General features: G+C 60.3%; 24 protein-coding genes. 15 read left to right on the top strand and 9 right to left on the bottom strand.

What is annotated here, in order from left to right:
* Positions 1-48: 48 nt before the first annotated feature.
* From QRN61_RS05100 to QRN61_RS05090, 3 genes are all read left to right on the top strand, one after another.
* Positions 49-519 (top strand): hypothetical protein, encoded by a 471-nt coding sequence (locus QRN61_RS05100; RefSeq protein WP_027613414.1) that lies wholly within the window; start codon positions 49-51, stop codon positions 517-519.
* Between the two features lie 491 nt (positions 520-1,010).
* Positions 1,011-1,904 carry a sensor histidine kinase gene (locus tag QRN61_RS05095; protein ID WP_027613415.1) on the top strand — a complete coding sequence of 298 codons (894 nt, stop codon included), beginning with the start codon at positions 1,011-1,013 and terminating at the stop codon, positions 1,902-1,904.
* Positions 1,901-2,560: a response regulator gene (locus tag QRN61_RS05090; RefSeq protein ID WP_007969079.1), complete on the top strand. Its 660-nt coding sequence runs from the start codon at positions 1,901-1,903 to the stop codon at positions 2,558-2,560. Before QRN61_RS05095 ends, QRN61_RS05090 begins: the two co-directional genes overlap by 4 nt.
* Here QRN61_RS05090 and yegS read toward each other — a convergent pair.
* The gene (gene yegS / locus QRN61_RS05085) at positions 2,544-3,461 is read right to left on the bottom strand and encodes a lipid kinase YegS (RefSeq protein ID WP_097088281.1); all 918 of its coding nucleotides are present in this window, start codon (positions 3,459-3,461) and stop codon (positions 2,544-2,546) included. The genes QRN61_RS05090 and yegS overlap by 17 nt on opposite strands.
* 318 nt (positions 3,462-3,779) lie before the next feature.
* Between yegS and QRN61_RS05080 the strand changes: the two genes are divergently transcribed.
* A complete protein-coding gene (locus QRN61_RS05080; protein WP_171061883.1) occupies positions 3,780-4,088 on the top strand; it encodes a hypothetical protein in 309 nt (102 codons plus the stop codon).
* Between the two features lie 57 nt (positions 4,089-4,145).
* Here QRN61_RS05080 and QRN61_RS05075 read toward each other — a convergent pair whose 3' ends face one another.
* Together QRN61_RS05075 and moaB are read right to left on the bottom strand one after the other, a co-directional pair.
* Entirely contained in the window at positions 4,146-5,372 is a 1,227-nt protein-coding gene (locus QRN61_RS05075) for a molybdopterin molybdotransferase MoeA (protein ID WP_096794974.1), read from the bottom strand.
* Entirely contained in the window at positions 5,356-5,895 is a 540-nt protein-coding gene (moaB, locus tag QRN61_RS05070; protein WP_027613418.1) for a molybdenum cofactor biosynthesis protein B, read from the bottom strand. Before moaB ends, QRN61_RS05075 begins: the two co-directional genes overlap by 17 nt.
* Positions 5,896-5,977: 82 nt before the next feature.
* Between moaB and mobA the strand changes: the two genes are divergently transcribed.
* On the top strand, positions 5,978-6,580 hold the full coding sequence (gene mobA / locus QRN61_RS05065; protein WP_097088285.1) for a molybdenum cofactor guanylyltransferase MobA: 603 nt from the start codon (positions 5,978-5,980) through the stop codon (positions 6,578-6,580).
* Between the two features lie 78 nt (positions 6,581-6,658).
* Positions 6,659-6,880, top strand: a complete 222-nt coding sequence (locus tag QRN61_RS05060; RefSeq protein ID WP_027613420.1) for a YgdI/YgdR family lipoprotein — start codon at positions 6,659-6,661, stop codon at positions 6,878-6,880.
* Positions 6,881-6,956: 76 nt separating this feature from the next.
* On the opposite strand, the gene QRN61_RS05055 is transcribed toward QRN61_RS05060, so the two are convergent.
* The 3 genes from QRN61_RS05055 to QRN61_RS05045 all read right to left on the bottom strand — a co-directional run bounded on the left by QRN61_RS05055 (position 6,957) and on the right by QRN61_RS05045 (position 8,650).
* Entirely contained in the window at positions 6,957-7,847 is an 891-nt protein-coding gene (locus QRN61_RS05055; RefSeq protein ID WP_285373359.1) for a pseudouridine synthase, read from the bottom strand.
* Between the two features lie 81 nt (positions 7,848-7,928).
* Positions 7,929-8,246, bottom strand: a complete 318-nt coding sequence (locus tag QRN61_RS05050; protein WP_003226726.1) for a transcriptional regulator — start codon at positions 8,244-8,246, stop codon at positions 7,929-7,931.
* Positions 8,247-8,413: 167 nt separating this feature from the next.
* Complete coding sequence (locus QRN61_RS05045) at positions 8,414-8,650, bottom strand: glutaredoxin family protein (RefSeq protein WP_027613422.1); 237 nt, start codon at positions 8,648-8,650, stop codon at positions 8,414-8,416.
* Between the two features lie 201 nt (positions 8,651-8,851).
* Between QRN61_RS05045 and QRN61_RS05040 the strand changes: the two genes are divergently transcribed.
* The gene (locus tag QRN61_RS05040; RefSeq protein ID WP_115989244.1) at positions 8,852-10,564 is read left to right on the top strand and encodes a cation:proton antiporter; all 1,713 of its coding nucleotides are present in this window, start codon (positions 8,852-8,854) and stop codon (positions 10,562-10,564) included.
* On the opposite strand, the gene QRN61_RS05035 is transcribed toward QRN61_RS05040, so the two are convergent.
* A complete protein-coding gene (locus tag QRN61_RS05035; RefSeq protein WP_285373358.1) occupies positions 10,561-11,769 on the bottom strand; it encodes an ammonium transporter in 1,209 nt (402 codons plus the stop codon). The two genes, QRN61_RS05040 and QRN61_RS05035, sit on opposite strands and share 4 nt — an antisense overlap.
* Before the next feature lie 305 nt (positions 11,770-12,074).
* Here QRN61_RS05035 and QRN61_RS05030 point away from each other — a divergent pair, with 305 nt between their 5' ends.
* From QRN61_RS05030 to QRN61_RS04995, 8 genes are all read left to right on the top strand, one after another.
* Positions 12,075-12,389: an ElaB/YgaM/YqjD family protein gene (locus tag QRN61_RS05030; RefSeq protein ID WP_003226733.1), complete on the top strand. Its 315-nt coding sequence runs from the start codon at positions 12,075-12,077 to the stop codon at positions 12,387-12,389.
* Positions 12,390-12,391: 2 nt separating this feature from the next.
* Entirely contained in the window at positions 12,392-12,778 is a 387-nt protein-coding gene (locus QRN61_RS05025) for a phage holin family protein (RefSeq protein ID WP_027613425.1), read from the top strand.
* Positions 12,775-13,113, top strand: a complete 339-nt coding sequence (locus QRN61_RS05020; protein ID WP_027613426.1) for a hypothetical protein — start codon at positions 12,775-12,777, stop codon at positions 13,111-13,113. Before QRN61_RS05025 ends, QRN61_RS05020 begins: the two co-directional genes overlap by 4 nt.
* A 124-nt stretch (positions 13,114-13,237) precedes the next feature.
* Complete coding sequence (locus tag QRN61_RS05015; RefSeq protein WP_285373357.1) at positions 13,238-14,401, top strand: EAL domain-containing protein; 1,164 nt, start codon at positions 13,238-13,240, stop codon at positions 14,399-14,401.
* A 76-nt stretch (positions 14,402-14,477) separates the two neighbouring features.
* On the top strand, positions 14,478-15,806 hold the full coding sequence (locus QRN61_RS05010; protein WP_003226741.1) for a deoxyguanosinetriphosphate triphosphohydrolase: 1,329 nt from the start codon (positions 14,478-14,480) through the stop codon (positions 15,804-15,806).
* A 348-nt stretch (positions 15,807-16,154) separates the two neighbouring features.
* A complete protein-coding gene (locus QRN61_RS05005) occupies positions 16,155-16,781 on the top strand; it encodes a response regulator transcription factor (protein ID WP_027613428.1) in 627 nt (208 codons plus the stop codon).
* 8 nt (positions 16,782-16,789) lie between these two features.
* The gene (locus QRN61_RS05000) at positions 16,790-20,431 is read left to right on the top strand and encodes a transporter substrate-binding domain-containing protein (protein ID WP_285373356.1); all 3,642 of its coding nucleotides are present in this window, start codon (positions 16,790-16,792) and stop codon (positions 20,429-20,431) included.
* A 48-nt stretch (positions 20,432-20,479) separates the two neighbouring features.
* Positions 20,480-23,425, top strand: coding sequence for an HD domain-containing phosphohydrolase (locus tag QRN61_RS04995; RefSeq protein WP_183785381.1), 2,946 nt, complete (start codon positions 20,480-20,482; stop codon positions 23,423-23,425).
* Here the strand turns inward: QRN61_RS04995 and msrC are convergent, their stop codons facing one another.
* Entirely contained in the window at positions 23,426-23,908 is a 483-nt protein-coding gene (gene msrC / locus QRN61_RS04990; protein WP_285373355.1) for a free L-methionine (R)-S-oxide reductase MsrC, read from the bottom strand. It abuts the gene before it with no gap.
* Positions 23,905-24,795 (bottom strand): ATP-binding protein, encoded by an 891-nt coding sequence (locus QRN61_RS04985; protein ID WP_027613432.1) that lies wholly within the window; start codon positions 24,793-24,795, stop codon positions 23,905-23,907. The genes msrC and QRN61_RS04985 overlap by 4 nt, the downstream gene beginning before the upstream one ends.
* Positions 24,796-24,813 lie beyond the last annotated feature (18 nt).

Here is a 24,813-nt window from a genome sequence, read left to right as displayed (position 1 = left end):
CGACACACACGGCATTCCCTCATCAGACATGACGCTGTGGAGATAAGCATGCCAATCGACCGTAAAGACTGGGCGCAACGCTTTCCCGAATTCCTCGTCGAAGCTGAAACACTCCTGGCCAAGTCCGAAGAGTGCCTGAGCCACCTGCAATTGATCAGCAACGACAAAGATGCCATCGACTGCATGCGCAACACCCTGCTTAAACTGGCGAGCCGGGCTGAAGCGTTGGCACTGGAGGCGATCTCCGAGTTTTCCCTGCATATTCACAGCCTGCTCGACCACGCGCCGGATCATATCGATCTGCACGCACAGGCGCTGAATGCGCTGCAGGACTGTTTCACCCTGATGGCCTGGCAGATTGAACTGGTCGATCACAATACCGGCCAATTGAGCCTGGATGGCAGCGAACAAACCTCACTGATCGAAGCGTTCGCGTTTCAGGTCGGTCAGAGCCAGTTCAAGCCACCGCTCCGGCCTCAGCCGCTTTCGCTGTTGTCTTATTCCGAGCGTCAGGCGTGATCCGCCGCATTCAAAGCGTAAATCCAGGCTGAAGATGGGAATCGCTGAATGTCGCAATTGAATAGTTCATACCTGCCAGCGACAATTCGAATTAAATAATCACACCTGACACCAGCGGATATTCTGCCGCGGCCTCAGGGTTTGCCTGTGTCTGTGTAACGATCAACTTCGAACCGCACGGATCTCTACCAAGCACAATAAAACGACATTTTCCATAATGGAACTCACGTCCAACATGGCGTATTTCCTGACTCATTGGACATATATGGCAAACGCGACCAACGGTATCTTAAGTGGTATTATGCCGACCGTTAGTTGCTTTCAACTAATGGCACAGTGATTCAGCGACTGTCATCCAACGAACTTGATGGTCGAATATCGTTCACTGTACTTCGTTAAAATCAATAGCATAATTGACAGCATTTTCAGACAGAGATCCGCCAGCCACCGGCCGGTCTGCCCGTAGCGAACATCCATTGGCTCCATCCGTTATGTACGCCAGCCTCAAGTCAATCATCAAATGGCCACCGTCCCGGGAAAATGCACGCCGGTTCACTCTCATATTGAGTGTCATCGCCGCCGCTGGCAGCCTGCTGACCTACGGATTGTCTGCTCCGCTCTCACTGGGTCTGCTGCTGTTGAATATTGCCGCCACTGCTTGTGTCTGGGTGCAATATCGACTGTCGCGCAAATCGATCAAGTTTCAGCCTCAGGAACTCGCCGACCGTTTGCTGGAAGTCCAGGAAAACGAACGCCACCGTCTCAGCCGTGAACTGCACGACGATATCGGCCAGTTACTGACAGCGGCCAAGCTGCAAAGTGAATGGCTGAAAAAACGCCTGCCAGCCGACTTGCAAGCGCAATGCTCGACACTCTGCGACACCCTTGATGAAACCCTCAACAAGGTGCGCGACGTTTCCGCCATTCTCAATCCGCGCCAACTGACCAGCCTCGGGCTGGAGGCCAGTCTGCGCGCGCACCTGCTCAAGACCCTGGCGAACACCTCGGTGCACTGGAGCCTCGATTGCCAGCAACGGCTCAATGGCATTCCGGAAGAAATGGCGGTCGCTGCCTTTCGCATTGCCCAGGAAGCGGTCACCAACATTCTGCGTCATGCGCAGGCCAGCAATCTGCTGATCCGCGTGCAACGCTTGCCAAAAGGCCTGACGCTGTTGATCAGCGACGACGGACAAGGCTTTGCGCCTGCTGCGGATCCGGGTCGCGAAGGACAGCGTGGAATGGCCGGGATGGCCGAAAGGATCGAACAGTTGGGCGGCACGCTGAACGTCATCAGCGAGCCGGGCAAAGGCACTCAAATCGAAGCACTATTCCCCTGGGCGCCCCGTGCACTCGAGCGGGCCAGTACGAATAAGGTTATGCGTTGACTTGTAACTTACTTCTGGTGGATGACCACTCGCTGATCAGGGCCGGCGTGCGCGCTCTGGTGCTCGATATTCCCGGTTACGCGGTCGTTGGCGAAGCCAGCGACGGCTCGCAGTTGCTCGAAATGGTCGAGCAACTGGCGCCCGACATCGTGTTGCTGGATATCTCGATGAAGGAAACCGGTGGCCTGGAAGCCTTGCAACGGCTCAAGCGGGTGCGCCCGCAAAGCAAGGTGCTGATTCTCTCGATGCACACCGATCCGGCGCTGATCATGCAGGCCCTGGAATCCGGGGCGCACGGCTATCTGCTCAAGGACACCACGGCCACCGAGCTGGAACATGCCCTCGAAGCCTTGCGCAACAACGAGCGCTACCTGAGCCCGGCCATCGCCCACACCGTGATCAACCAGGCGCTGACCCGTACGCAGAAAAACCAGCCGGAAGTGGCCGACTCGCACAATCTGACGGCACGCCAGCTGGAAATCCTGCGGTTGATCGTGCGCGGCAAGTCCACCCGGGAAATCGCCAACGGCCTGGGCCTGAGCATCAAGACCGTCGAAACCCACCGCTCTCAGATCATGAAACGCCTGCAGATCTACGACGTGGCGGGTCTGGTGCTGTTCGCGGTGCGCGAACAGATCATCAGTCTGGACGACTGATCGAACCCGCGCCGCCCAACAGCGGCGAATGCTCCGGCAGATGCACCTGCAAGGCGGCGGGGCGCGCCTCGAAACGCAGGCTGTCGCCCTCCAGCGGCTCGCCGTCAAGGTTGATGCTCAGCCCCTCGGCAACCTTGATTTCGACCCAGGGCAAACGGGCCCGGACAAACATATTGTCGAGGCCGAAGCCGTCGCTGAGCAGGTTCTTCAGTGTGCCCACCAACTCCTGTGGCGCCGGCAGAATACTGATGTCCAATAGACCATCGTCCGCCAGTGCCTGCGGGCACAAGACGTGTCCGCCGCCTGCCTGACGACCGTTGCCGATGCCCAATGCGAGCAGCTCGCCGCTCCAGTGAAAGTCCGGCCCTTGCAGTTCACCGTAAGCCGCGTGCAGCTCACTGAAGCGCGACAAACCGGTGAACAGATAGGCGGCCCCGCCGAGCACTTTTTTCAGATCTTCAGAGGTATTGGCCGTGACCTGGCTGCCGAAACCACCCGTCGCCATGTTCAGGAAAATCTGCCCACCGACTTCGCCCAGGTCAATCTTGCGCGGTGGCACGTCGAGCATTTCCAGTGCTTCGGCCGGCTCCAGCGGGATCCCCGCCGCGCGGGAAAAATCGTTAGCCGTTCCTAGCGGCAACAGCACCAGACTGGCCTCGTCCGGATGCGCGGCAAGCGCTTCAGCGATATCGCGCAACGTGCCATCTCCGCCTCCGGCGATGATCTTCCGAAAGCCACTCGCCAGTGCTTCTTCCACCAGACGCTGAGCGTCACCGGCCTCCCAGGTCAGCCGTACGGCCAATTCCCAGCCCTGCTTGCGTTTGCCTTCGACGGCGGCGCGAACCGCCTCATTGAGTGCCTGCTTGCCATGCAGAATCAACAGCGCCCTGCGTTCACTCATTACGGTCACTCCCCAAGATTGAATCGGTATGAAACATCTTGACCACTGGCGCAGGCAAAAAAGCCATGGGAACACCATTTAATTCAAGCGACTGACCCGTTGCGTCCTACGCGACGGTATTTTTTCTTACAACATGTGAGGAATCGGCTCAATTGACCGGACACGATCCTTGATTCACCTTGTGCAGGTGGTATCAATTTTCGATTCAACAACACAAGGATGTGCAGGTAATGATTGGATACACCCTCGGAGCTGTTGGCAGTCTGGATGACGGGAAGGCCGGTGCGCTTACACTTGAAACAGCCGATGGACATTTCCATGCCAAGCCATGAAGCCAGAATTGCAAATAGTCCGGTTGCCCCTCTGGACGAAAGTCGCGCCAGTCACAAATCCGATTTCAGAAAGAACGCCAGAACCGCTGGAGAAGTTGATATGGAACCGCGCGTGACCGAACTGGAAACCCACCTCAAATACATTCGTCGGGATATGGACGAAGTTCGCGGGGATGTAAAGACCATCAAGCACCGTCTCGCCTATTCGGCGGGTGCGACGGCGGTGGTCCTGGGACTGCTGGGATGGGTTGCCAACAGCCGGTTCGATCAGTTGGTCACACTGATGAGCCATTGACAGAGGAATGCAGGCATCGACGCGGTATCGGTCGAGCCTGCAATTACCGGAAGCGGATCAGCCGAGCAGGTCGCTCAGGGGAATGAACCCGACCTCATCGCCTTCTACCAGCGTGCGGCCTTCCAGCACCTCTACCAGACCATCCGCCCAGGCCGCGCTGCGCAGCACACCGGAGCTTTGATTGCGGTAGATGATCGCCCGCCCCTGCTCGAGACGACCGCGCAGGTATTCGCGCCGATTGCCGGCCACAGGCCAGACAAAACCTGCCGGAATCGTAAACTTCAGGGGTTCGACATCCTGTACGCCCTGACGCCGCAACAAGTAGGGCCGCGTGAGCAGAGCAAAGGTCACCAGCGTCGAAGCGGGGTTGCCCGGCAAGCCGATGACCGGCACCTTGCGAAAATGACCGAATGTCAGCGGCTTGCCCGGTTTAATGGCCAGTTTCCACAGCGCCAGCTCGCCCTCTTCCCGCAATGCGATGCCAAGAAAATCCGCTTCACCGACCGACACGCCTCCGGTCGAGAGAATCAGGTCGACACCCTGCAAGTCGCCAAGGCGCGCCCGCGTGGTCGCCAGATCGTCCGGAAGAATACCGGCATCAATCACTTCACAACCCAGGCGCTGCAGCCAGCTGCACAACACCACCCGATTACTGTTGTAGATCTGCCCCGGCCCCAGCGGCCGGCCCGGCTCGACCAGCTCATCGCCGGTGGACAGCACCGCCACTCGGACCTTGCGTACCACATTCAACCCGGCACACCCCAGCGACGCCGCCAGACCTTGCTCAATCGGTCCCAGCCGGGTACCTGCCGCCAGAATCAACTCACCCACGGTGGTTTCTTGCCCCTTCGGACGAATGTTCTGGCCGACGCTCATGGTTTCGATGAAACGCACGCTGCCGTCGTCCTGAACCTCGGCATTCTCCTGCATTTCCACGCAATCGGCCCCGGCAGGCACTGGCGCACCGGTGAAGATCCGCGCGCAGGTACCGGGCTTCAACGGCTCAGGCGCCTGCCCGGCAAAGACTTTCTGGCTGACCGGCAGCGGTGCGCCGGTCCAGTCGGCCAGATTCAGGGCATAACCATCCATGGCGCTATTTGGCCAGGGTGGTAGGTCCAGGGTCGAAACCAGGTCCTCGGCGAGCACCCGCCCCTCGACTTCGGCCAAGGGCAGAAACTCGCGTTCGACAATCGGCGAGGCTTCAGCCATCTCCAGCAGGCGGGCCAACGCTTGCTCGACAGGCATCAGGCTGCCGGTCTTGCCCGGCTTACCCACGGGATTCACAGGGCGCCGCCTGTTTCAGGTGAGGGACGAAGTTGCACGGACGGTGCCGCGAATCCAGCTGTTCGGCGAGAATGCCGTCCCAACCGGTGCGCACCGCATTGGTCGAACCTGGCAGGCAGCACACCAGTGTGCCATTGGCCAGACCGGCCAGTGCCCGCGACTGCACGGTCGAAGTACCGATATCGGCCACCGAAATCTGCCGGAACAGTTCACCGAAGCCGTCAACCTGCTTGTCGAGCAGACAAGCCACGGCTTCAGGCGTGCTGTCACGCCCGGTGAAACCAGTGCCGCCGGTAATCAACACAACCTGCACGACGTCCTCGGCAATCCAGTGGGCAACTTGCGCGCGGATCTTGTACAGGTCATCTTTGAGCAGGACCCGTTCGGCCAAGCGGTGACCGGCAGCAGTCAGGCGGTCGACGAAGACCTGGCCTGAGGTGTCGGTTTCCAGGGTTCGGGTATCGCTGACAGTCAGCACCGCAATGTTCAGCGGCGTAAAAGGTACATCGGCCTTGGCTTTCATTAGGCTCGTCCAGTTGTAGGAGAAACAGCCCGGTGTTATATCACAGCGCCTGAATTTTTCGCCGCCCCGCTGGAGAGCTGCCATGACCTCGAATACGCCATTGCCCCCCTGCTCCATTCTGCTCCTGGCAGGCGGACGCGGCCAGCGCATGGGCGGCCAGGACAAAGGGCTGGTCGAATGGCAGGGTGAGCCGCTGATTGCGCATTTGCAGCGCAAGGTCCGACCGCTGACTGACGATCTGATCATCTCCTGCAATCGCAATCACGAGCGTTATGCCGCCTACGCCGATCAATTGGTCAGCGATGAGCAAGGCGATTTTCCCGGTCCCCTGGCCGGCATCCTCGCCGGACTCAAGGCAGCCCGCCAGCCACACCTGCTGGTCTTGCCCTGCGATGTGCCGCGAATCGACGCCGCGCTGTTGCAGGACATGCGTGAAACCGCCGACCGGTTTCCTGAAAAACCTTTAATGTTGCGTCACGACGACCACTGGGAACCCCTGCTGTGTGTAATTCCCGTCGCCCTGTTGCCCGCCTTCGAAACCGCGTGGAACGCCGGTGAACGCAGCCCCGGCCGGGTCATGCGCAATCTCGGCGCGACTGCCCTGCAATGCCCGGACAATGACCCGCGACTGGCCAACCTGAACACCCCCGAACTGTTAAATACGCACAACACTGTGTCAGACTGACAGCATTCAAGGAACTCTCACGCCTTGTATACGTCTCAAGCTCAGTAACCAAAAGTATTCCCATTCGGAGACACACCCATGACTCAACGGACCCTCGCCACTTTCATGCTCGCACTGGGCCTGGCTACCCTCGCTGGTTGCTCCTCGCCAACAGTGCTCACCTTGAATGACGGTCGCGAAATCCAGGCCGTCGACACCCCGAAATACGATGAAGATTCGGGCTTCTACGAGTTCAAGCAACTGGACGGCAAAGAGACCCGCATCAACAAGGATCAGGTTCGTACCGTTAAAGAGCTGTAAGCTTTACGTCGATACCGGATACAGAAAAGCCCGCATCAATGCGGGCTTTTTCATGGGCGCGGAAAAGTGCCTGGCGTCACCACTGCAGGGTGATCCGGCTCTCGAATTCACGATCCTCACCGGTCACCGGGTCGACAAACCGCAGCCCCTGCGCCAGCAGCTTGAGCGGATTGGCGTAATCATCCTCAACGTCTTTCAACACATCCGGGTAGAACGGATCGTTACAGATACTCGCCCCTAGCGCGGTCATATGCACCCTTAGCTGATGCTTCTTGCCGGTCACCGGGTACAGGCCGTAGCGCCACAGATCACCGTTCTTTTCCCGGACTTCCACCGCTGTTTCCGTATTGGCAACGCCTGGCCCTTCCTGCATGCGGAAGAATGGTTCGCCATCAATCAGACGGCTTTTGTGTACCAGGGGAAATTCGAGCGCCGGAAGCGCACGGGCAATCGCCTCATAGCGTTTATCGATCTGCCGCGTAGGGAACAGCGACTGATATGCGGAGCGGGTTTGTGGGTTAGCCGAAAAGATCACCAAGCCTGCCGTGTGCCGGTCAATGCGGTGCAGTGGCACCAGATGCGGATTATCGAGGCGACGGATCAGACGACGCAGCAACGTCTGTTCGACGTATTCGCCGGCCGGCGTCACCGGCAGGAAGTGCGGCTTGTCCGCCACCACCAGATGTTCGTCCGCATACAGGATCGACTCGACCACCGGGATCGGTTTTTCATCCGGCACTTCACGGAAGTAGTGAATGCGCAGGCCTTCCTTGTACGGCAGATCCAGCGCAATCGGCTGCCCCTGACCATCCAGTACCCGGCCCCGGGCGATCCGGTCCAGCCATTGCTCGCGACTGATCGCACTGAAATGCTCACACAGGCAATCAAGGACGGTAGGCCAACTCCCCGGAGGAAGGTAAAGGGTGCTGGCCTGATTCTGCGCAGCGGAAAACGTTGGTGTGGACATACGGAAATTCGAACCCTCAATGCAGGTCGGCATTATCCAACACTGAGCGATACGAACCTAGCGCCGATTCCACCGCCCGCTTCAGGCCGGGATCGACTTGAGCGCGGCGGCTTCGGTGAATTCCTTGAGCCAGCGCAGCACATCGACGGCCTCCCAGCGCCCCGGGTCATACAAGGCATAGAGCAGGCCCTGATAACCGACCACATCCAGTTGCTTGTGATAACCGGCACGCTGGAACAGCGCCTCGATCTCGGCAAAACAGGTGTTGAAATGCAATTTGTTGAAAGGCGTCTTGCCCTCCGTGACCAGCCCGTCCAGGCGCAACTCGAGGACGGCCTCGCGCACCACGTCAACCGACATCCGGTTCACGCTGTTCTTCAACTGTTCGACATTGACCACGGTTCGTCCCTCTGACTGCCGGATTCACCTGCTCAAGTCATCAAAAGCAGCAGGCCCATCCAATTACTGTATGCACATACAGTAACCGAATAATCCGCAAAGCGCCAAGGGAAGGATGCGCGGTCGCGACCGGCGGAAAGCCATGTCGCGTCAACGAAGAAACAGGCTCAGCGCAGGAAGGCCACCACCTGATCGGCACTGAAAGGCCAGCTCAGCTCCGCGCCGGTGTCAATTCGGCGCAGTACCGGAATTCGCAGGCTGTAAGCCTCGAACCAGGATTCATCGTCAGCAATATCCACCAGTTCGACCAGCAGACCATGCTCGACAAAAGGCATCAACTCGGCCTCTGCCACCTCACACAAATGGCATCCCAAGGTGCCGAACAACTGACATTCAGGAGGCATGATCGCTCAACCGGAAAAATGAGCATTCATTCTAGGCCTGCCTCGAAAACCCGTCGAGCCGCTGCCGCCCAAAGGCCCGAGCACGGCAACCAGTACGCAAAACCCTGACGCAAATCAGTCCAGAGAAAAGCCAATCAGGCCATGCTCCCGGGCTTTTTGCCTCTACGCTTGAGAAGCCTGAGCCTGACATCGGAGTGCCTTGTGTTTGCCAACCTGCTGATCATCCTCGCCTCATCCCTGGTGATGATTGCCCTGTTTCGCCGCCTGCGCTTGCCGCCGGTGCTGGGCTATCTGTGCGTGGGCCTGATGGTGGGGCCGACCGCGTTCAACTGGGTCAACGAGAGCGAGCACCTGCCGGACGTGGCCGAGTTGGGCGTGGTGTTTCTGCTGTTTTCGCTGGGCCTGGAGTTTTCCCTGTCGAAAATGATCGCGCTGCGCCAGGTGGTGTTTCGCCTGGGCAGTCAGCAGGTATTGCTCAGCACGGCATTACTGGGAATAGTGCTGATCGTGCTGGGCATGCCGACGACCCCGGCCCTGCTGCTTGGCGCCGGGCTGTCGTTGTCGTCAACGGCGATTGTCACCAAGGAGTTGAGCAGCCTGGGCGAGGTGTTCAGCAGTCACGGGCAAAACGCGGTCGGGGTCCTGCTGTTTCAGGACGTGGTGGCGGTGTTATTGCTGACCTTGGTGCCAGTGTTTGCCGGCAGCAGCGAACAGGCCTGGTACTGGGCCTTGCCGCTGACGCTGGTAAAGACCGTGGTGCTGTTTTTCGGTCTGCTGCTGGCCAGCCGCTGGTTGCTGCCACGGCTGTTCCATGAGGTGGCCGCGTCGCGCTCGGCGGAATTGTTCGTCCTGCTGGCGCTGGTGATTGTGCTGCTGACCGCCTGGCTGACGCACCTGCTGGGCCTGTCCCCTGCCCTCGGCGCATTTCTCGCCGGCATGCTGCTCGGCGAGAGCCACTATCGCCATCAGATCGAGGCCGATATCCGGCCGTTTCGCGACATCCTGCTCGGGGTGTTTTTCGTCAGCATCGGCATGCTGATCGACCTGCAACTGTTCGTCAGTCACAGCCTGCTGATTCTCGGCCTGACCCTCGGCCTGATGCTGATCAAAGGCACGGTCGTCGCGCTGTTGGTGAAGTGGCGCGGCAGCGATCACGAAACTGCCTGGCGCAGCGGCCTGGCCCTGGCGCAAGGCGGTGAGTTCTGTTTTGCGCTGATGGCGCAGATGCAGCAAAACCGCATGCTGCCTGACGAGCTGGGCGGCCTGCTGCTGGCGGCGACGTTCTGCTCGATGCTGCTGACCCCGTTATTGTTGCGCGGGGCACCGAAAATTGCCCTGCGCCTGCACCGCAAGCCGAATCAGGAGGCGCAAATCGAGGAGATCAGTGCGCTCAACGCCGACCTCGACCAGCATGTGGTAATTTGCGGCTACGGGCGGGTTGGCCAGTCCATCGGCCGTTTCATGCGCAATGCCAATCAACCTTACATCGCGTTGGACAACGATCCGGTGCGCGTGCAGGAAGCCGCGTCCGAGGAAAGTGATGTGCATTATGGCGACTCATCGCGCGGTGACTTGCTGACGGCCATCGGATTGTTGCGCGCGAAACTGCTGGTGATCGCCGTGGATCAGAGCGATGTCAGCCTGCGGATTCTCAAGGAAGCGCGCCGGCTCAATGCGCGGATACCGATTCTGGTGCGCACCCGCGACGACAGCCAATGGGCTGAACTCAAAGCTGCCGGCGCCACCGAAGTGGTGCCGGAGCTATTGGAGTCGAGCCTGATGCTCGCCTCCCACGCCTTGATCATGCTCGGTCTGCCAGCTCATCAGGTACAGGAGAAAGTCGACCAGGTGCGCATCAATCGCTATCGCCTGTTGCATGGCTTTTACCCCGGCACCGACGACAAGGAAACTTAGTCCTGACTGACCGCGCCGATCTTGTGCAGCGACAGGTCGGCGCCGTAATACTCTTGTTCCTGACTCAGGCGCAGGCCGTGCAAGGCCTTGATCACGCCGTAAACGGCAAATCCGCCGAGCAATGCGACCACCACACCGAGCGCAGTGCCGATCAACTGACTGATCAGGCTGACGCCACCGAGGCCACCCAGCGCAGTCTGGCCGAAGATGCCGCAGGCGATCCCGCCCCACACCCCGCACAAACCGTGCAACGGCCAGACGCCGAGTACATCGTCGATACGCCATTTGACTTGCGCGGCGGTAAAGCACCAGACAAACAGTGCACCGGCAATCGCGCCAGTCACCAGAGCACCCACCGGGTGCATCAGGTCGGAACCGGCGCAGATCGCCACCAGCCCGGCCAGCGGGCCGTTGTGCAGGAAGCCCGGGTCGTTACGTCCGACAATCAACGCCGCCACCGTGCCGCCGACCATGGCCATCAGCGAGTTGACCGCCACCAGACCGCTGACGCCCTGCAAGGTCTGCGCGCTCATCACGTTGAAGCCGAACCAGCCGACAATCAGAATCCACGAGCCCAGCGCCAGAAACGGAATGCTCGACGGCGCGAACGCCACCAGCCGCCCGTCGCGATAACGACCGTTACGCGGGCCGAGCAGCAAAACCGCCGCCAGTGCCAGCCAGCCGCCCATGGCGTGCACCACCACCGATCCGGCGAAATCATGGAACGCCGCGCCAAAACGTGCCGTCAGCCAAGCCTGCAGACCGAAGTTGCCGTTCCAGATCATGCCTTCGAAAAACGGGTAGATGAACGCCACGATCAGCGCCGTTGCGCACAACTGCGGAACGAAGCGCGCGCGCTCGGCAATCCCGCCGGAGATGATCGCCGGAATCGCCGCAGCAAACGTCAGCAGGAAGAAAAACTTCACCAGCCCATATCCGTGATCGGCACTCAGCACCGCCGCCGGTTGCATGAAGGTCACACCGTAAGAGATCCAATAGCCTATAAAGAAATAGGCCAGGGACGAAACGGCAAAGTCGCTGAGGATCTTCGACAGTGCGTTGACCTGGTTTTTCTGGCGCACCGTGCCGACTTCAAGGAAGGCGAAACCGGCGTGCATCGCCAGCACCATCACCGCACCGATCAGAATGAACAACGTGTTGGAGCTGTGAACCAGCGTGTCCACAGCGCTTTGCAGATTTTCCATAAAGAGGCAGACCTGAAGGCTAAAAAGGCACCAAAGCGGTTCGCGCGGACAATTCATGCACCAAGTTGCGACCGGTCGGTCTGCGCAATGAAGCTGCGATGAACCGGTTTGGCGCACAAGGTCGATGTCCTGACACGAACCAGGATTATTTGAGTTAAGGTTTTGCTGCATGTACGCCCGCCAACAGCGCACGGCGGCAGCAGGACGCACCACGACATAGCAAAAGCTGTACCAGTCATTTGTACTGAACCTTCGCGCAAGGCTCATACTCGAACGCTTCAGACGTCACTTACGGAGATCCACCCATGGCCAGCATCAAGGCAAAGACTGCTCAAGAAATCCTGATGAACGACTTCCAGACTCTGGTCGCCGACACCGAGCGGCTGCTCGAACACACCGCGTCCCTGGCGGGCGATCAGGCTGATGAGCTGCGTGATCAGATTCACGACAGCCTGTTGCGCGCCCGGGAAACCCTGAAGCTGACCGAAGACACCCTGCGTGATCGCGGCCAGGCAGCGGTCACCGCCACCGAAGATTATGTGTCGGCCAACCCTTGGCAATCGGTGGGCATCGCCGCCGGGGTGGGCTTCCTGATTGGCCTGCTGGCCACTCGGCGCTGATCATGTCGATCGGCGAATCCGGCCTGGGGTCGGGCACCTCCTCTTCCACGCGGCGTCTGGGCGCCGCTGTTCTCGGCTTGCTGCACAGCCATGTCGAACTGTTCGGCATTGAATTGCAGGAGCAGAAATCACGCACCGTCAGCCTGTTGCTGTTCGCAGGGCTGGCGCTGGTGTTTGCCCTGCTGTTGCTGGTGGGTCTGTCGACGCTGGTGCTGATCGTGTTCTGGGATACCTATCGTCTGGCAGCGATCATCGGCCTGTGCGTGTTCTACACCTTGGCGGCCGCTTTCTGCGGGCTGCGTCTCAAGGCAGCAGTCTTCGATGAATCCTCGCCCTTCCACGGCACGCTGGAAGAATTGGCCAATGATCGGGAGCGCCTGCTGCCATGAGCCTGCCTGAACTGCCACACAACAGCTCGCGCCGGGAAATGCGCAAGGCGCTGATCCGCCTGCGCATGGAAATGCATCGTCAGGAAATCCGCCACGAAGCCGGGCAAGTGCTGCAGCCCTTGCAGCGCATGCGCGGCATGACGCAAAACCTGCAAGGCGGCTTCGGCATCAAGCACGCGCCGCTTTGGGGCGTGGCCGCCGTTACCCTGCTGGGCTTCATCACCGGCAAAGGCGCAAAAAGCGGCGGTGTTGGCGGGCTGACCCGGCTGATACGGCTGGGCACCAGCCTCGGGCCACTGATCAAACTGGTCATGCAGAGTTCGGGCAAACGCTAAGCCGACGCATCTGGCTACATTCTTGCAATATCCGCGGGATGAACCTCTTTACCCGGAGGTTCAATCCCGCGCGCCTACCCGGTCGGCGGGGTTCATCCAGAACAAGAACGACTAAGGAGGCCCCGTGATCGACGGGCAACCGCTCGCCTGCTTTCAACCTTTCATCGATACCGCCACCGGACGTATTGCAGGCGTCGAAGCATTGGGTCGCCTGCGCCAGCCTGACGGCCAACTGGCCTCGGTCGGGCCGTTGTTTGCCGACCCACGCACACCCGCCATCGCCCTGCGCCGGCTCGACCGGCAGATCCGCGACAACGCCATGAGCCGACTGCATGAAGCCCCCGCCGAGTGGTTTCTCAGCCTGAACATGTCGCCGCGCTGGATCAGTCGCCTGCGCGCCGATCAACCGCTGCCCAGCCTCAAGCAGATGCTGCGCCACGGCGTCGATCCGCAACGCATCGTGTTCGAGATCACTGAACTGGGTGGCAACAGTCAGCGTCTGGCCGAGGTGGTCGCGCGCTATCGCGAGGCCGGAGCGCGGATCGCTATCGATGACTTCGGCGCCGGTTACTCGCAGCTCGATCGGGTGCTGGCGTTGCAGCCGGACATTCTCAAACTCGACATGCGCCTGTTTCAGGCTGCCGCACTGGGCGGGCCGAGCAGTGACGTGGTCAAGGCTTTGGCGCAGATGGCCGAAAAAACCGGCTGCTGGATCATCGCCGAAGGCGTGGAAACCGAGGCCCAGCTCAATTTCGCCCTGGAATGCGGTTCGCGCTACGTTCAGGGTTTCCTGTTCGCCCGGGCGCAGGAGGCGTTCTATCCAACCGATGCCTTCGTGCAGCGCTTCGCTGAACTGCGCCAGCGTTACGTGCGGCAGAAACTGGCCGAACGCGGGCGCCTGATGCAGATGCGCCAGCAACTCGGCGAACTGATGGCGATCCTCCAGAGCTGGGCTCAGGCCCACGCGCCGCTGAGTGCGCTGCCGCAACTCGAAGCCTTCCCGTGGTTGCTGCGGTTCTACCAATGCGACCGTCACGGCACCCAACTCACGCCCAACCTCGAATGGCGCAACAACGGCTGGGTCGCCGATAACTGCTATCTGGGCCACAACTGGTCATGGCGTCCGTACTTCTATCATTTGCTCGCCGAAGGCTGGGAAGAGCGGCGCCTGACCCTGTCCAGCACCTACCGCGATGCCACCAGCAACCAGTATTGCCTGACCGCCGGGCAGTTCTTCGATAACGGCGAGCGCCTGCTGCTGATCGATATTGATGCCGCGGGCTTGTAGTTCCGCTTGCAGGTGTGTGGCTGAACCGGGAAGCTAGGGCAACAGTCATCCCAGTCACCGACGGAGAGAACCAGCCTTGGATTGGCAGACCCTGCTCAACCGCGAACGCCTTGGAAAACCGCTGCACAGCCCGCAAGAGCTTGGCCGCAGCCCGTTCCACAAAGATCACGACCGCATCATCTTCTCCGGTGCCTTCCGCCGTCTGGGCCGCAAGACCCAGGTGCATCCGGTGTCGAGTAACGACCACATCCACACCCGCCTGACCCACTCGCTGGAAGTCAGCTGCGTCGGGCGCTCGCTGGGCATGCGCGTCGGTGAAACCTTGCGCAGCGCCCTGCCCGACTGGTGCGACCCGAGCGACCTGGGCATGGTCGTGCAATCGGCCTGCCTGGCCCATGACATCGGCAATCCGCCGTTCGGCCACTCCGGTGAAGACGCGATTCGTCACTGGTTCCAGCAGGCAGCCGGGCGCGGCTGGCTCGACGGCATGAGCGAAGCCGAGCGCGGTGACTTCCTCAATTTCGAAGGCAACGCGCAAGGCTTCCGGGTGCTGACTCAGCTGGAGTATCACCAGTTCGACGGCGGTACCCGCCTCACCTACGCCACCCTCGGCACCTATCTGAAATATCCGTGGACCGCACGTCACGCCGACTCGCTGGGCTACAAGAAACACAAATTCGGCTGCTATCAGAGCGAACTGCCGCTGCTGGAGCAGATCGCCCACAAGCTCGGTCTGCCGCAACTGGAAGACCAGCGCTGGGCGCGCCACCCATTGGTGTACCTGATGGAGGCTGCCGACGACATCTGCTACGCGCTGATCGACCTCGAAGACGGCCTGGAAATGGAGCTGCTGGAGTACGCGGAAGTCGAATCGCTGCTGCTCGGTCTGGTCGGTGACGACCTCCCGGAAACCTATCGCCAGCTCGGCCCGCAGGATTCGCGTCGACGCAAACTGGCGATCCTGCGCGGCAAGGCCATCGAGCACCTGACCAACGCCGCTGCCCGGGCATTCGTCGAGCAACAGGATGCGCTGCTGGCCGGCACCCTGCACGGCGACCTGGTGGAACATATGCACGGCCCGGCCAAACGCTGCGTACTCAACGCCAAGGACATCGCCCGCAAGAAAATCTTCCAGGACAAGCGCAAGACGCTGCATGAAATCGGCGCCTACACCACCCTGGAAATCCTCCTCAACGCGTTCTGCGGCGCGGCCCTGGAGCAACATGGCGGCCGCACGCCGTCGTTCAAGAGCCGCCGGATCCTCGATCTGCTGGGCAACAATGCGCCGGATCCCCATGGCCCGCTGCACACCTCGTTCCTGCGCATGATCGACTTCATCGCCGGGATGACCGACAGCTACGCCAGTGACATGGCGCTGGAAATGACCGGGCGTTCCAGCCACTGACAGAAAAAATTGCTCAACCGGGTCAGGCAACTGCCCGGATGAGCGATACCTCGATTGAACCGGTTCTGTGGTCTCAGGCAAACGGATCGACTGAAAGGTAAATCCGTTTAACAGCCAACTACGCAAACAAAACCTTGTTTATTCAAGGTTCGACAAGCAACTTAAAACATTCAGATAAACAAATCAGCACAACACTTCCTTACGCGACACAGAGTTTGGTCGTAGTCGGTTTCCTTTTAGTGCGTAGGACTTATCCTATATTGCCGCAACAGCCACGGGAGTTCATGCGGCAGCTCATTTATCTGAGCTAAGGTGCGCCCTTTATTCGCGCACGTATGGGATTTGATTATGAACTCCGTTTTTATTGTCGATGATCACCCCGTCATCCGACTTGCCGTTCGAATGCTGCTCGAGCATGAAGGTTACAAGGTCGTCGGCGAAACCGATAACGGGGTCGATGCCATGCAAATGGTCCGCGAATGCATGCCCGACCTGATCATCCTTGATATCAGCATACCCAAACTCGACGGCCTGGAAGTTCTCGCCCGTTTCAACGCCATGGGCACCCCGCTCAAGACCCTGGTACTGACGGCGCAATGCCCGACGCTGTTCGGCATTCGCTGCATGCAGTCCGGTGCATCCGGTTATGTCTGCAAAGAGGAAGACTTGAGTGAACTGGTCAGTGCGATCAAGGCGGTACTTTCCGGTTACAACTATTTCCCCAGCCAGGCATTGAATCCGGTACGCCTCGACGACGTGCGTTATGCCGAACTGGAGTTATTCAAATCCGTCAACGACCGCGAGCTGATGGTCCTGCAATTATTTGCCCAGGGACGCACCAACAAGGAAATAGCCAAGGGCATGTTTCTCAGTAACAAGACAGTCAGTACCTACAAAAAACGCCTGATGCAAAAACTCAAGGCCAGATCTCTGGTGGAACTGATCGAGATGGCCAAACGCAACGCGCTAGTGTGAGAGCCTGAATGCCCAGTCGTTTAAAGATCTGTCTCGCCCTATGTTGCGTCAGCCTGTGCCTGACGACTCAGGTGCATGCCAGCTTCGTCACCGCGCAAGATTATGTGCTGCGCAGCCGCTCGGGCCACGAAGCGCCATCCGTGTCCCTTGAACCCGCGCAACGGCAATGGCTGGAGAGTCGCCGCGAACTGGTACTGGGCACTTCCGCGCCGGACTATCCGCCGTTCGACATGACCGCCAGCGGTCGTGATTACGAAGGTTTTACCGCCGACTACGCCGGTCTGCTCGAACAGGCTGTCGGGTTGCCAATCCGGGTCAAGCGCTTTGCCTCACGGGAAGCCGCCTTGCAGGCGTTGAATGCAGGTCAGGTCGACATGCTCGGTACGGCCAACGGTTTCGAGGCCAGTAACGCGAATATCCTGCTTTCAACGCCCTACGCCATCGATCAGCCGGTTCTGGTTACCCGCGAAGGCGAGACCCGCCCGCTGACTGAAGGTCTGGCCGGTTTGCGGCTGAGCATGGTCTATCACTATCTGCCCCAGGATGAGGTCAAGGCGCAGTATCCCAAAGCCATCCTGACGTCCTATCCCTCCTATCAAAACGCAATCAACGCGGTGGCTTTCGATCAGGCTGACGTGTTTCTGGGTGACACCATTTCCACCCACTACATGATCAACAAGGGTTATCTGAACAACATTCGCATGGCCAATTTCGGCAAACAGGAAGCCCATGGTTTCAGCTTTGCCGTTCACGCCGACAACCCGCAACTGCTGGCGATCATCAACACCGTGCTGCAAGCCATACCGGCCAGCGAACGGGACAACATCGCCAAGCGCTGGAGCGCCGGCAGCGACATTCTGCTGACCGACCAGAAGCTGCAATTGACCCACCACGAAGAACAGTGGCTCAAACAGCACCCGGTGCTGCGCGTCGTCGTCAACGAGGCGTTCGCGCCGCTGACATTCTTCGACAGCGACGGCAACCTGCGAGGCATCACCGCCGACCTGCTCGAACTGCTGCGCCTGCGTACCGGCCTGCGCTTCGAACTGGTCCGCAGCCGCAGTGATGGTGAAATGATCGAGCAGATCAATCAGCATCGGGCGGATCTGATCGCCGCATTGCTACCCAGCCCCCAACGGGAAAAGACCCTGCAATTCAGCCGTCCCTATCTGGAAAACTCCTTCGTCCTGCTGACGCGCAAATCCGCTGACAGCCCGACACATCCCACCCAGCTCAAGAACCGATACCTGGCGATTGCCCAAGGCAGTCCCATGGCTGATTACCTGCGCCGCGAATTCCCCAACATCCACCTGATCGAAACCTCCGACACTTTCGGTGCCGCAACCTTGCTCGCCGAAGGCAAGGCCGATGGCGCCGTCGCCTCGCTGGTGATTGCCAACTATCTGATTTCGTCGCGGATCTTCGAACATCAGTTGCAGATCACCACCACCCTGGGCACACGTCAGGCGGCCTTCTCGCTGGCCAGCGCCCGTGACAATGCCGAACTGGGCTCGATCCTCGACAAGGCGCTGCTGAGCATCACACCGGAGGAACTGGGGGTCATCAACAGTCGTTGGCGCGGCTTCTCCAATGCGGCACAAAGCAACTGGCATCACTACAAGCGCCTGTTTTACCAATTGATCGGCGCGGCCTGCCTGCTGCTGTTGCTGTCGCTGTTGTGGAACGCCTACATGCGTCGCCAGATCAAGCAACGCCAGGCCGCCGAACGGGCACTCAACGATCAGTTCGAATTCATGCGTTCACTGGTAAACGGCACCCCTCACCCGATCTACGTGCGCGACCGCCAAGGTCTGCTGCAAAGCTGCAACGACAGCTACCTCGAAGCCTTCAACGCCAAACGCGAAGACGTGATCGGCAAAAGTGTCATGCAGGGCACCCTGAGCAACGCCTTCGAAGCCCAGGCATACCAGGCGGATTACCAGCGGGTGGTGGCCGAAGGCACGCCTCTGCTGCTCGATCGACCGCTGCACATCGGTGGCCGGCGTTTGACGATCTACCACTGGATCCTGCCGTACCGCGACTCCAGTGGCGATGTGCAGGGGATCATCGGCGGCTGGATCGACATCAGTGAACGTCGCCAGTTGTTCGATGAACTGCGCCGGGCCAAGGAACAGGCGGACAACGCCAACCGCGCCAAAAGTACCTTTCTGGCCACCATGAGCCACGAAATCCGCACCCCCATGAATGCCATTATCGGCATGCTCGAACTGACGCTCGAACGCATGAACGATCAGGCTCCGGATCGCTCCTCCATCGAAACCGCCTACTGCTCGGCCAAGGATCTGCTGGGCCTGATCGGCGACATTCTCGATATCGCGCGGATCGAATCCGGGCACCTGAGCCTGAGCCCGGAACGGGTCAATCTGGTCGAAACAGTGGCGTCGGTGGTCAGGATCTTCGACGGCCTCGCCCGCCAGAAAAACCTCCTCCTGCCGCTGATCATCAATCCGCCCGGGCTGCAGGTTGACGTGGAACTGGATCCGTTGCGCTTCAAGCAGATCCTGTCGAACCTGATCAGCAATGCCATCAAATTCACTGAGTCCGGGCAGGTGCGGATCAATCTGGATGTGCTGCCCAACGGGCCGGGCCAATGCTCGCTCGTTCAGTTGACGATCCAGGACACCGGGGTCGGCATCAGCATCGAAGATCAACAACGCCTGTTCGAGCCGTTCGCCCAGACCGAGAGTGGCCGGCAGCAAGCTCGCAGCGGCGCAGGCCTGGGGCTGGTGATCTGTCGCAACCTGTGTGAAATGATGGGTGGGCAGTTGCAGTTGAGCAGCCAGCCGGGGATCGGCACCCAGGTCTGCCTGTCGCTGCCGCTGCAGACGCTGCCGTGCCAGGTGACCACGGCAAAAACCGAGCCTGTGCTGCAAACCTCTGCACCACTGAACATTCTGGTGGTCGACGATCATCCGGCCAATCGCCTGCTGATGTGCCAGCAACTGGAGTTCCTCGGGCACCGATTCACCCTCGCCGAAGAGGGTCGGAGTGGATTCGAGAAATGGCAGACCGGTGCATTCGACCTGGTTATCGCTGACTGCAACATGCCGTTGATGAACGGCTACGAACTGACCGAGGCGATCCGCCAGCAGGAACAACGCACTGGCCGCCCTCCGTGTACCGTGCTGGGTTTCACGGCCAACGCGCAGCCTGAAGAAGTACAGCGCTGCAAACAGGCCGGCATGAATGACTGCCTGTTCAAGCCGTTGAGCCTCAGCGCACTGAGCCACTGGATCAATGGTCTGCAGCCCGCGACGCTTGAACCGGCGTTCAATCTTGACGGGTTGAGTCAGTTGACTGGCGGCAACCCGCTGCAAGTCCGGCGTCTGCTCACGCAATTGCTCAAGAGCAGCCGTCTCGATCGCGAGGAATTATTAGCCCTGGCCCCCTGCAATGATCGTCAGGCAGTGGCGCTGGTCGCCCACAAGATCAAAGGCGCCGCCCGGATCGCCCAGGCCTCGCGTCTGATCGCCTGTTGCGATGCGCTGGAACAGGCCTGCATGCAGACAACGCCCGCACCGACCATCGTGCGCTGCGTCGAGGCCACCGACGCAGCCATGCTCGAACTGGAGCAGGCGTTGCGGCAACAACTGGAACCGTTCGAAAAAAGCACAATGACCGAGCCTTAACTATGCTTGGACGCTGAGCAGTGTGTTTACTTCAATGGAGAGTCAGCAATGCCCAGCCCACTGCGCCCGGATCAACGCCGGTTCCCGTTGCACGTGCACATCAGCGTCATGTTCACCTTTCTGCTGTTGCTGACCGGCGTGGTGCTGGGGTTGTTCAACTATCGCCAGACCACCCGGATCATCCTGTCGAGCAGTGAAAACCTGTTCAATCGCATCGAACAGGACGTGCGCCTGGACCTGCATTCGACCTACGAACCGATCCGGCACCTGCTGAGCCTGCTGGCCGACAATCAGGCGGCCGAGGCGCCGAACCTGCAACAGCGTCTGGCGCTGCTCAAGCCGTTCAGTCAGTCGCTCAAGGACAACACCGATCTCGCCTCGCTGTATCTGGGGTACGGCAACGGCGATTTCTTCATGGTCCGGCCCTTGCGCACCAGCGCGCTGAAAACCCTGCTCAAGGCACCACCAACAGCGGCCTATCAGGTCTGGAGCATCGAGCACGACGCCAGCGGCACCGTATTGTCGCAGTCACTGTTCTTCGACCAGACGCTGACGCCTGTCGGACGCGACACCAATCCCGACGACCGCTACGACCCGCGTACCCGCAACTGGTACAACAACGCCCTGCAACAGGGCGATCAGATCACCACCGAACCCTATGTATTTTTTTCCACGCACAATGTGGGCACCACCCTGGCTCGACGCAGCAGCGCAACCAGTGTGATCGGTGCCGATCTGACTTTGGAGGCACTCTCGGCTACCTTGACCAAGCATGTGGTCACCCCCTCGACCGAAATCGTGCTGTTCGATGCCGATGGCAATGCGGTGGCCTATCCGGACAGCAGCCGGCTGATCGTCGACGGCAGCAGCGCACGCCTGGCCAAAGCGGCCGACCTCAGTCCGAATCTGCACGCGTTGCTGTCCACCGCCCATCCGGGCAAACGGCTCGACGTCAATGGCCGCCACTGGATCGTCGCCCGCAGCACTCTGCAGGAAGGCGGGCCGAAAGGTTTGCAGATGGCCCTGCTGGTGCCCGAGGACGAACTGCTTGCCGATGCCTACCGCATGCGCTGGCAAGGCGCGCTGATCACCTTGGCGATCTTGCTGCTGTGCCTGCCGCTGGGCTGGCTGATCTCGCGGATTCTGGTCAAACCGTTGCACGCGCTGGTCAAGGAAGCCGACGCGATCCGCAGTTTCGATTTCAACTTTCCGGTCACCCGCCGCTCGCCGGTGCTGGAGGTTGACCAGTTGAGCCTGTCGATGGCGCGCATGAAGGACACGCTCGCCAGTTTCTTCCGCATCACCGACAGCCTCTGCGCCGAAACCCGCTTCGCCCCGCTGCTGCAACGGGTGCTGTTCGAAACGGCGCAGATCGCCCAGGCGCAGGCGGGGTTGATCTATCTGCGCGAAAGCGATGGCAACCGGATGGAGCCTTACGGACTGGTCATTGATGGCGCCTCGCACGAGCCGGGCGAGTTCGCTGTGCTGGGCCGGGATCTCCTGGCCGATCAAGGGCCGGCGTGGTTCCAGCAACTGATCAACGCTGACAACGTGGTCAGCAGCCTTGGCTTCGAGCAGGCCGGGGACTTGCAGAAAGTCCTGTTGGCCATGCAGTCGCCGCGCATCCACCTGATCGGCATCCGCCTGCGTAATCGGCACAACGAAACCATCGGCCTGTTGCTTCTGCTGATCAACGACAGCGGCAGCGCTCAGGACCTGGAAAAACTGCGCCCGGACCGCATCGCCTTCCTGCAAGCCGTGTCTGGTGCGGCGGCGGTGAGTATCGAAAGTCAGCGCCTGCAAGCGAAGCAGAAGCAGTTGCTCGACGCGTTCATTCAGTTGCTGGCCGGCGCCATCGACGCCAAGAGCCCCTACACCGGCGGCCACTGCCAGCGCGTGCCGGAACTGACCCTGATGCTCGCGCAGGCCGCGGCCGCCAGCCAGGCGCCGGCGTTCCAGAGCTATCAGCCCACTGAAGACGAATGGGAAGCCCTGCACATTGCGGCCTGGCTGCACGATTGCGGCAAAGTCACGACACCAGAATATGTCGTCGACAAGGCAACCAAACTGGAAACCCTCAATGATCGCATCCACGAAATCCGCACCCGTTTCGAAGTGCTCAAGCGCGATGCCTGGATCAGTTACTGGCAGGCGATCGCACTGGGCGGCAACGCGGCGCAACTGAGCGAACTGCGTGACGCCACGCTTACGCAACTGGATGACGACTTTGCCTTCGTTGCCCGCTGCAATCTGGGCGGTGAGGCCATGGCGCCCGCCGATCTGCAACGTCTTGAACGCATTGCCGAGCGGCGCTGGATGCGCACCCTCGATGATCGCCTGGGGGTGTCATGGGAGGAAAACCGCCGTCAGGCGCAAACGCCGGCGGCGAATCTGCCGGTCAGCGAGCCACTGCTGGCGGACAAGCCCGAACACCTGATAGAACGCGCCGACAGCGAACTGATACCGGAAGACAATCCGTGGGGGTTCAAACTGGATGTGCCGCGTTACAAATACAATCGCGGCGAACTGTACAACCTGAGCATTGCCCGGGGCACGCTGACCCGCGAAGAGCGCTACATCATCAATCACCACATGGTGCAGACGATCCTGATGCTCAGCCACCTGCCCTTCCCCGGGCACCTGGACAGCGTTGCGGAAATTGCCGGTGGGCATCACGAAAAGATGGACGGCAGCGGTTATCCCAAACGCCTGAAGCGCGAGGACATGAGCCTGCCGGCACGGATGATGGCGATTGCCGATATTTTCGAGGCACTGACAGCGGCGGATCGACCGTACAAGAAGGCCAAATCCTTGAACGAGGCGCTGGGGATCATGGCCACCATGTCCCGCGAGGCGCACATCGACCCCGAGCTGTTTGCGCTGTTCATCAACGACGGGGTGTATATGCAGTACGCCGCGCGGTTTCTCGATCCGCGCCAGATCGATGCGGTGGATCCGGCCAGCCTGTTGCGCAAGGCTGGCCTGAGTGCCTGATCAGCAGTCGGTCAGACGCAGGAAGATCGCCGCCAGTTGCTCGATGCCGGCCTGATCGGCGGTGCCGAAACGCGAGAGTTTCGGGCTGTCGAGATCAAGTACGCCGATCAGCCGACCGTCCTTGACCAGCGGCACTACCAGCTCGCTGTTGGAGGCGCTGTCGCAAGCGATATGACCGGGGAACGCATGCACGTCTTCAACGCGCTGGGTCTGTCGACTGGCCGCTGCCGCGCCACACACACCGCGACCGAACGGAATGCGCACGCAGGCGATCTGCCCCTGAAACGGGCCAAGCACCAGTTCTTCGTTGCGATTGAGGTAGAAACCGGCCCAGTTCAAATCGTCGAGCTGGTTGAACAGGAACGCCGAAAACTGCGCGGCGTTAGCGATGAAATCGCGCTCGTCCGCCAGCAGCGATTCCAGTTGTGCGGCCAACATGCCATAGCCTTCGAGGCCCTGGCCGCTTTGTTGCAAATCAATCATGCCTTGTGCTCCAGCAATTTCAGTCCCACCCAGTAACGGGCGAATTGGTACGCGCAACGTCCGTTGCGATTGCCGCGCCCGGTTGCCCAGCGCACGGCGAGGATGTCGAGCTCTTCGTCGCGCTGCCAGCTCAAGCCGGCCTTGGCGGCCAACTGGCCGATCCAGTGCTCGACGACGTTGAGGAAGTGTTCCTGGGTAAACGGGTAAAACGACAACCACAGGCCGAAACGGTCGGACAAGGCGATCTTGTCTTCCACCGCCTCACTCGGATGCAGCTCGCCGTCGACGCGTTTCCAGTTTTCGTTGTCGCTTTCCTTTTCCGGCACCAGATGGCGGCGGTTGGAAGTGGCGTACAGCAGAACGTTGTCCGGGGCCTGTTCGAGCGAGCCGTCGAGCACGCTTTTCAGCACGCGATAATCGCCTTCGCCGGATTCGAACGACAGGTCATCGCAGAACAGCACGAAGCGTTGCGGCAGTTTGCCGATCTGCTCGACCACGCGCGGCAGGTCGGCCAGATGGTCGCGCTCGATTTCGATCAAACGCAGGCCGGCCTTGGCGTGTTCGGCCAGCAGCGCGCGCACCAGCGACGATTTACCGGTGCCGCGCGAGCCCCAGAGCAGCGCATGGTTGGCCGGCATGCCGTCGAGAAACTGCTGAGTGTTGCGGCCCAGTTGTTCCAACTGACGGTCGACACCAATCAAGTCGGACAGGCGCATGTCGAGGCTGACTTCCAGTGGCAGCAAATAGCCGCTGCGCCCGTCACGCTGCCAGCGCGCCGCCAGGCAGGTTTCCCAGTCGATCAGCGGACGCGGCGCCGGCAGCAAGGGTTCGATCCGCGCCAGAACCGACTCGGCGCGTTCAAGAAAAGCATTCAATCGGGAATCCACGTCTTCTCCTCGGGCACG

Origin of the sequence: Pseudomonas sp. lyk4-TYG-107 (genome assembly GCF_030209055.1) — a bacterium.
In the GTDB taxonomy this organism is placed as follows: Bacteria; Pseudomonadota; Gammaproteobacteria; order Pseudomonadales; family Pseudomonadaceae; genus Aquipseudomonas; species Aquipseudomonas putida_A.
This window is presented reverse-complemented; position numbering and strand designations above follow the sequence as displayed.

What these genes read in the sequence shown, in the direction of transcription:
- QRN61_RS05100 (WP_027613414.1), top strand. Translation starts at nt 49, where the DNA reads ATGCCAATCGACCGTAAAGACTGGGCGCAACGCTTTCCCGAATTCCTC.
- QRN61_RS05095 (WP_027613415.1), top strand. Translation starts at nt 1,011, where the DNA reads ATGTACGCCAGCCTCAAGTCAATCATCAAATGGCCACCGTCCCGGGAA.
- yegS (WP_097088281.1), bottom strand. Translation starts at nt 3,461, where the DNA reads ATGAGTGAACGCAGGGCGCTGTTGATTCTGCATGGCAAGCAGGCACTC.
- QRN61_RS05080 (WP_171061883.1), top strand. Translation starts at nt 3,780, where the DNA reads ATGCCAAGCCATGAAGCCAGAATTGCAAATAGTCCGGTTGCCCCTCTG.
- moaB (WP_027613418.1), bottom strand. Translation starts at nt 5,895, where the DNA reads ATGAAAGCCAAGGCCGATGTACCTTTTACGCCGCTGAACATTGCGGTG.
- mobA (WP_097088285.1), top strand. Translation starts at nt 5,978, where the DNA reads ATGACCTCGAATACGCCATTGCCCCCCTGCTCCATTCTGCTCCTGGCA.
- QRN61_RS05060 (WP_027613420.1), top strand. Translation starts at nt 6,659, where the DNA reads ATGACTCAACGGACCCTCGCCACTTTCATGCTCGCACTGGGCCTGGCT.
- QRN61_RS05055 (WP_285373359.1), bottom strand. Translation starts at nt 7,847, where the DNA reads ATGTCCACACCAACGTTTTCCGCTGCGCAGAATCAGGCCAGCACCCTT.
- QRN61_RS05045 (WP_027613422.1), bottom strand. Translation starts at nt 8,650, where the DNA reads ATGCCTCCTGAATGTCAGTTGTTCGGCACCTTGGGATGCCATTTGTGT.
- QRN61_RS05035 (WP_285373358.1), bottom strand. Translation starts at nt 11,769, where the DNA reads ATGGAAAATCTGCAAAGCGCTGTGGACACGCTGGTTCACAGCTCCAAC.
- QRN61_RS05030 (WP_003226733.1), top strand. Translation starts at nt 12,075, where the DNA reads ATGGCCAGCATCAAGGCAAAGACTGCTCAAGAAATCCTGATGAACGAC.
- QRN61_RS05025 (WP_027613425.1), top strand. Translation starts at nt 12,392, where the DNA reads ATGTCGATCGGCGAATCCGGCCTGGGGTCGGGCACCTCCTCTTCCACG.
- QRN61_RS05020 (WP_027613426.1), top strand. Translation starts at nt 12,775, where the DNA reads ATGAGCCTGCCTGAACTGCCACACAACAGCTCGCGCCGGGAAATGCGC.
- QRN61_RS05005 (WP_027613428.1), top strand. Translation starts at nt 16,155, where the DNA reads ATGAACTCCGTTTTTATTGTCGATGATCACCCCGTCATCCGACTTGCC.
- QRN61_RS05000 (WP_285373356.1), top strand. Translation starts at nt 16,790, where the DNA reads ATGCCCAGTCGTTTAAAGATCTGTCTCGCCCTATGTTGCGTCAGCCTG.
- QRN61_RS04995 (WP_183785381.1), top strand. Translation starts at nt 20,480, where the DNA reads ATGCCCAGCCCACTGCGCCCGGATCAACGCCGGTTCCCGTTGCACGTG.
- msrC (WP_285373355.1), bottom strand. Translation starts at nt 23,908, where the DNA reads ATGATTGATTTGCAACAAAGCGGCCAGGGCCTCGAAGGCTATGGCATG.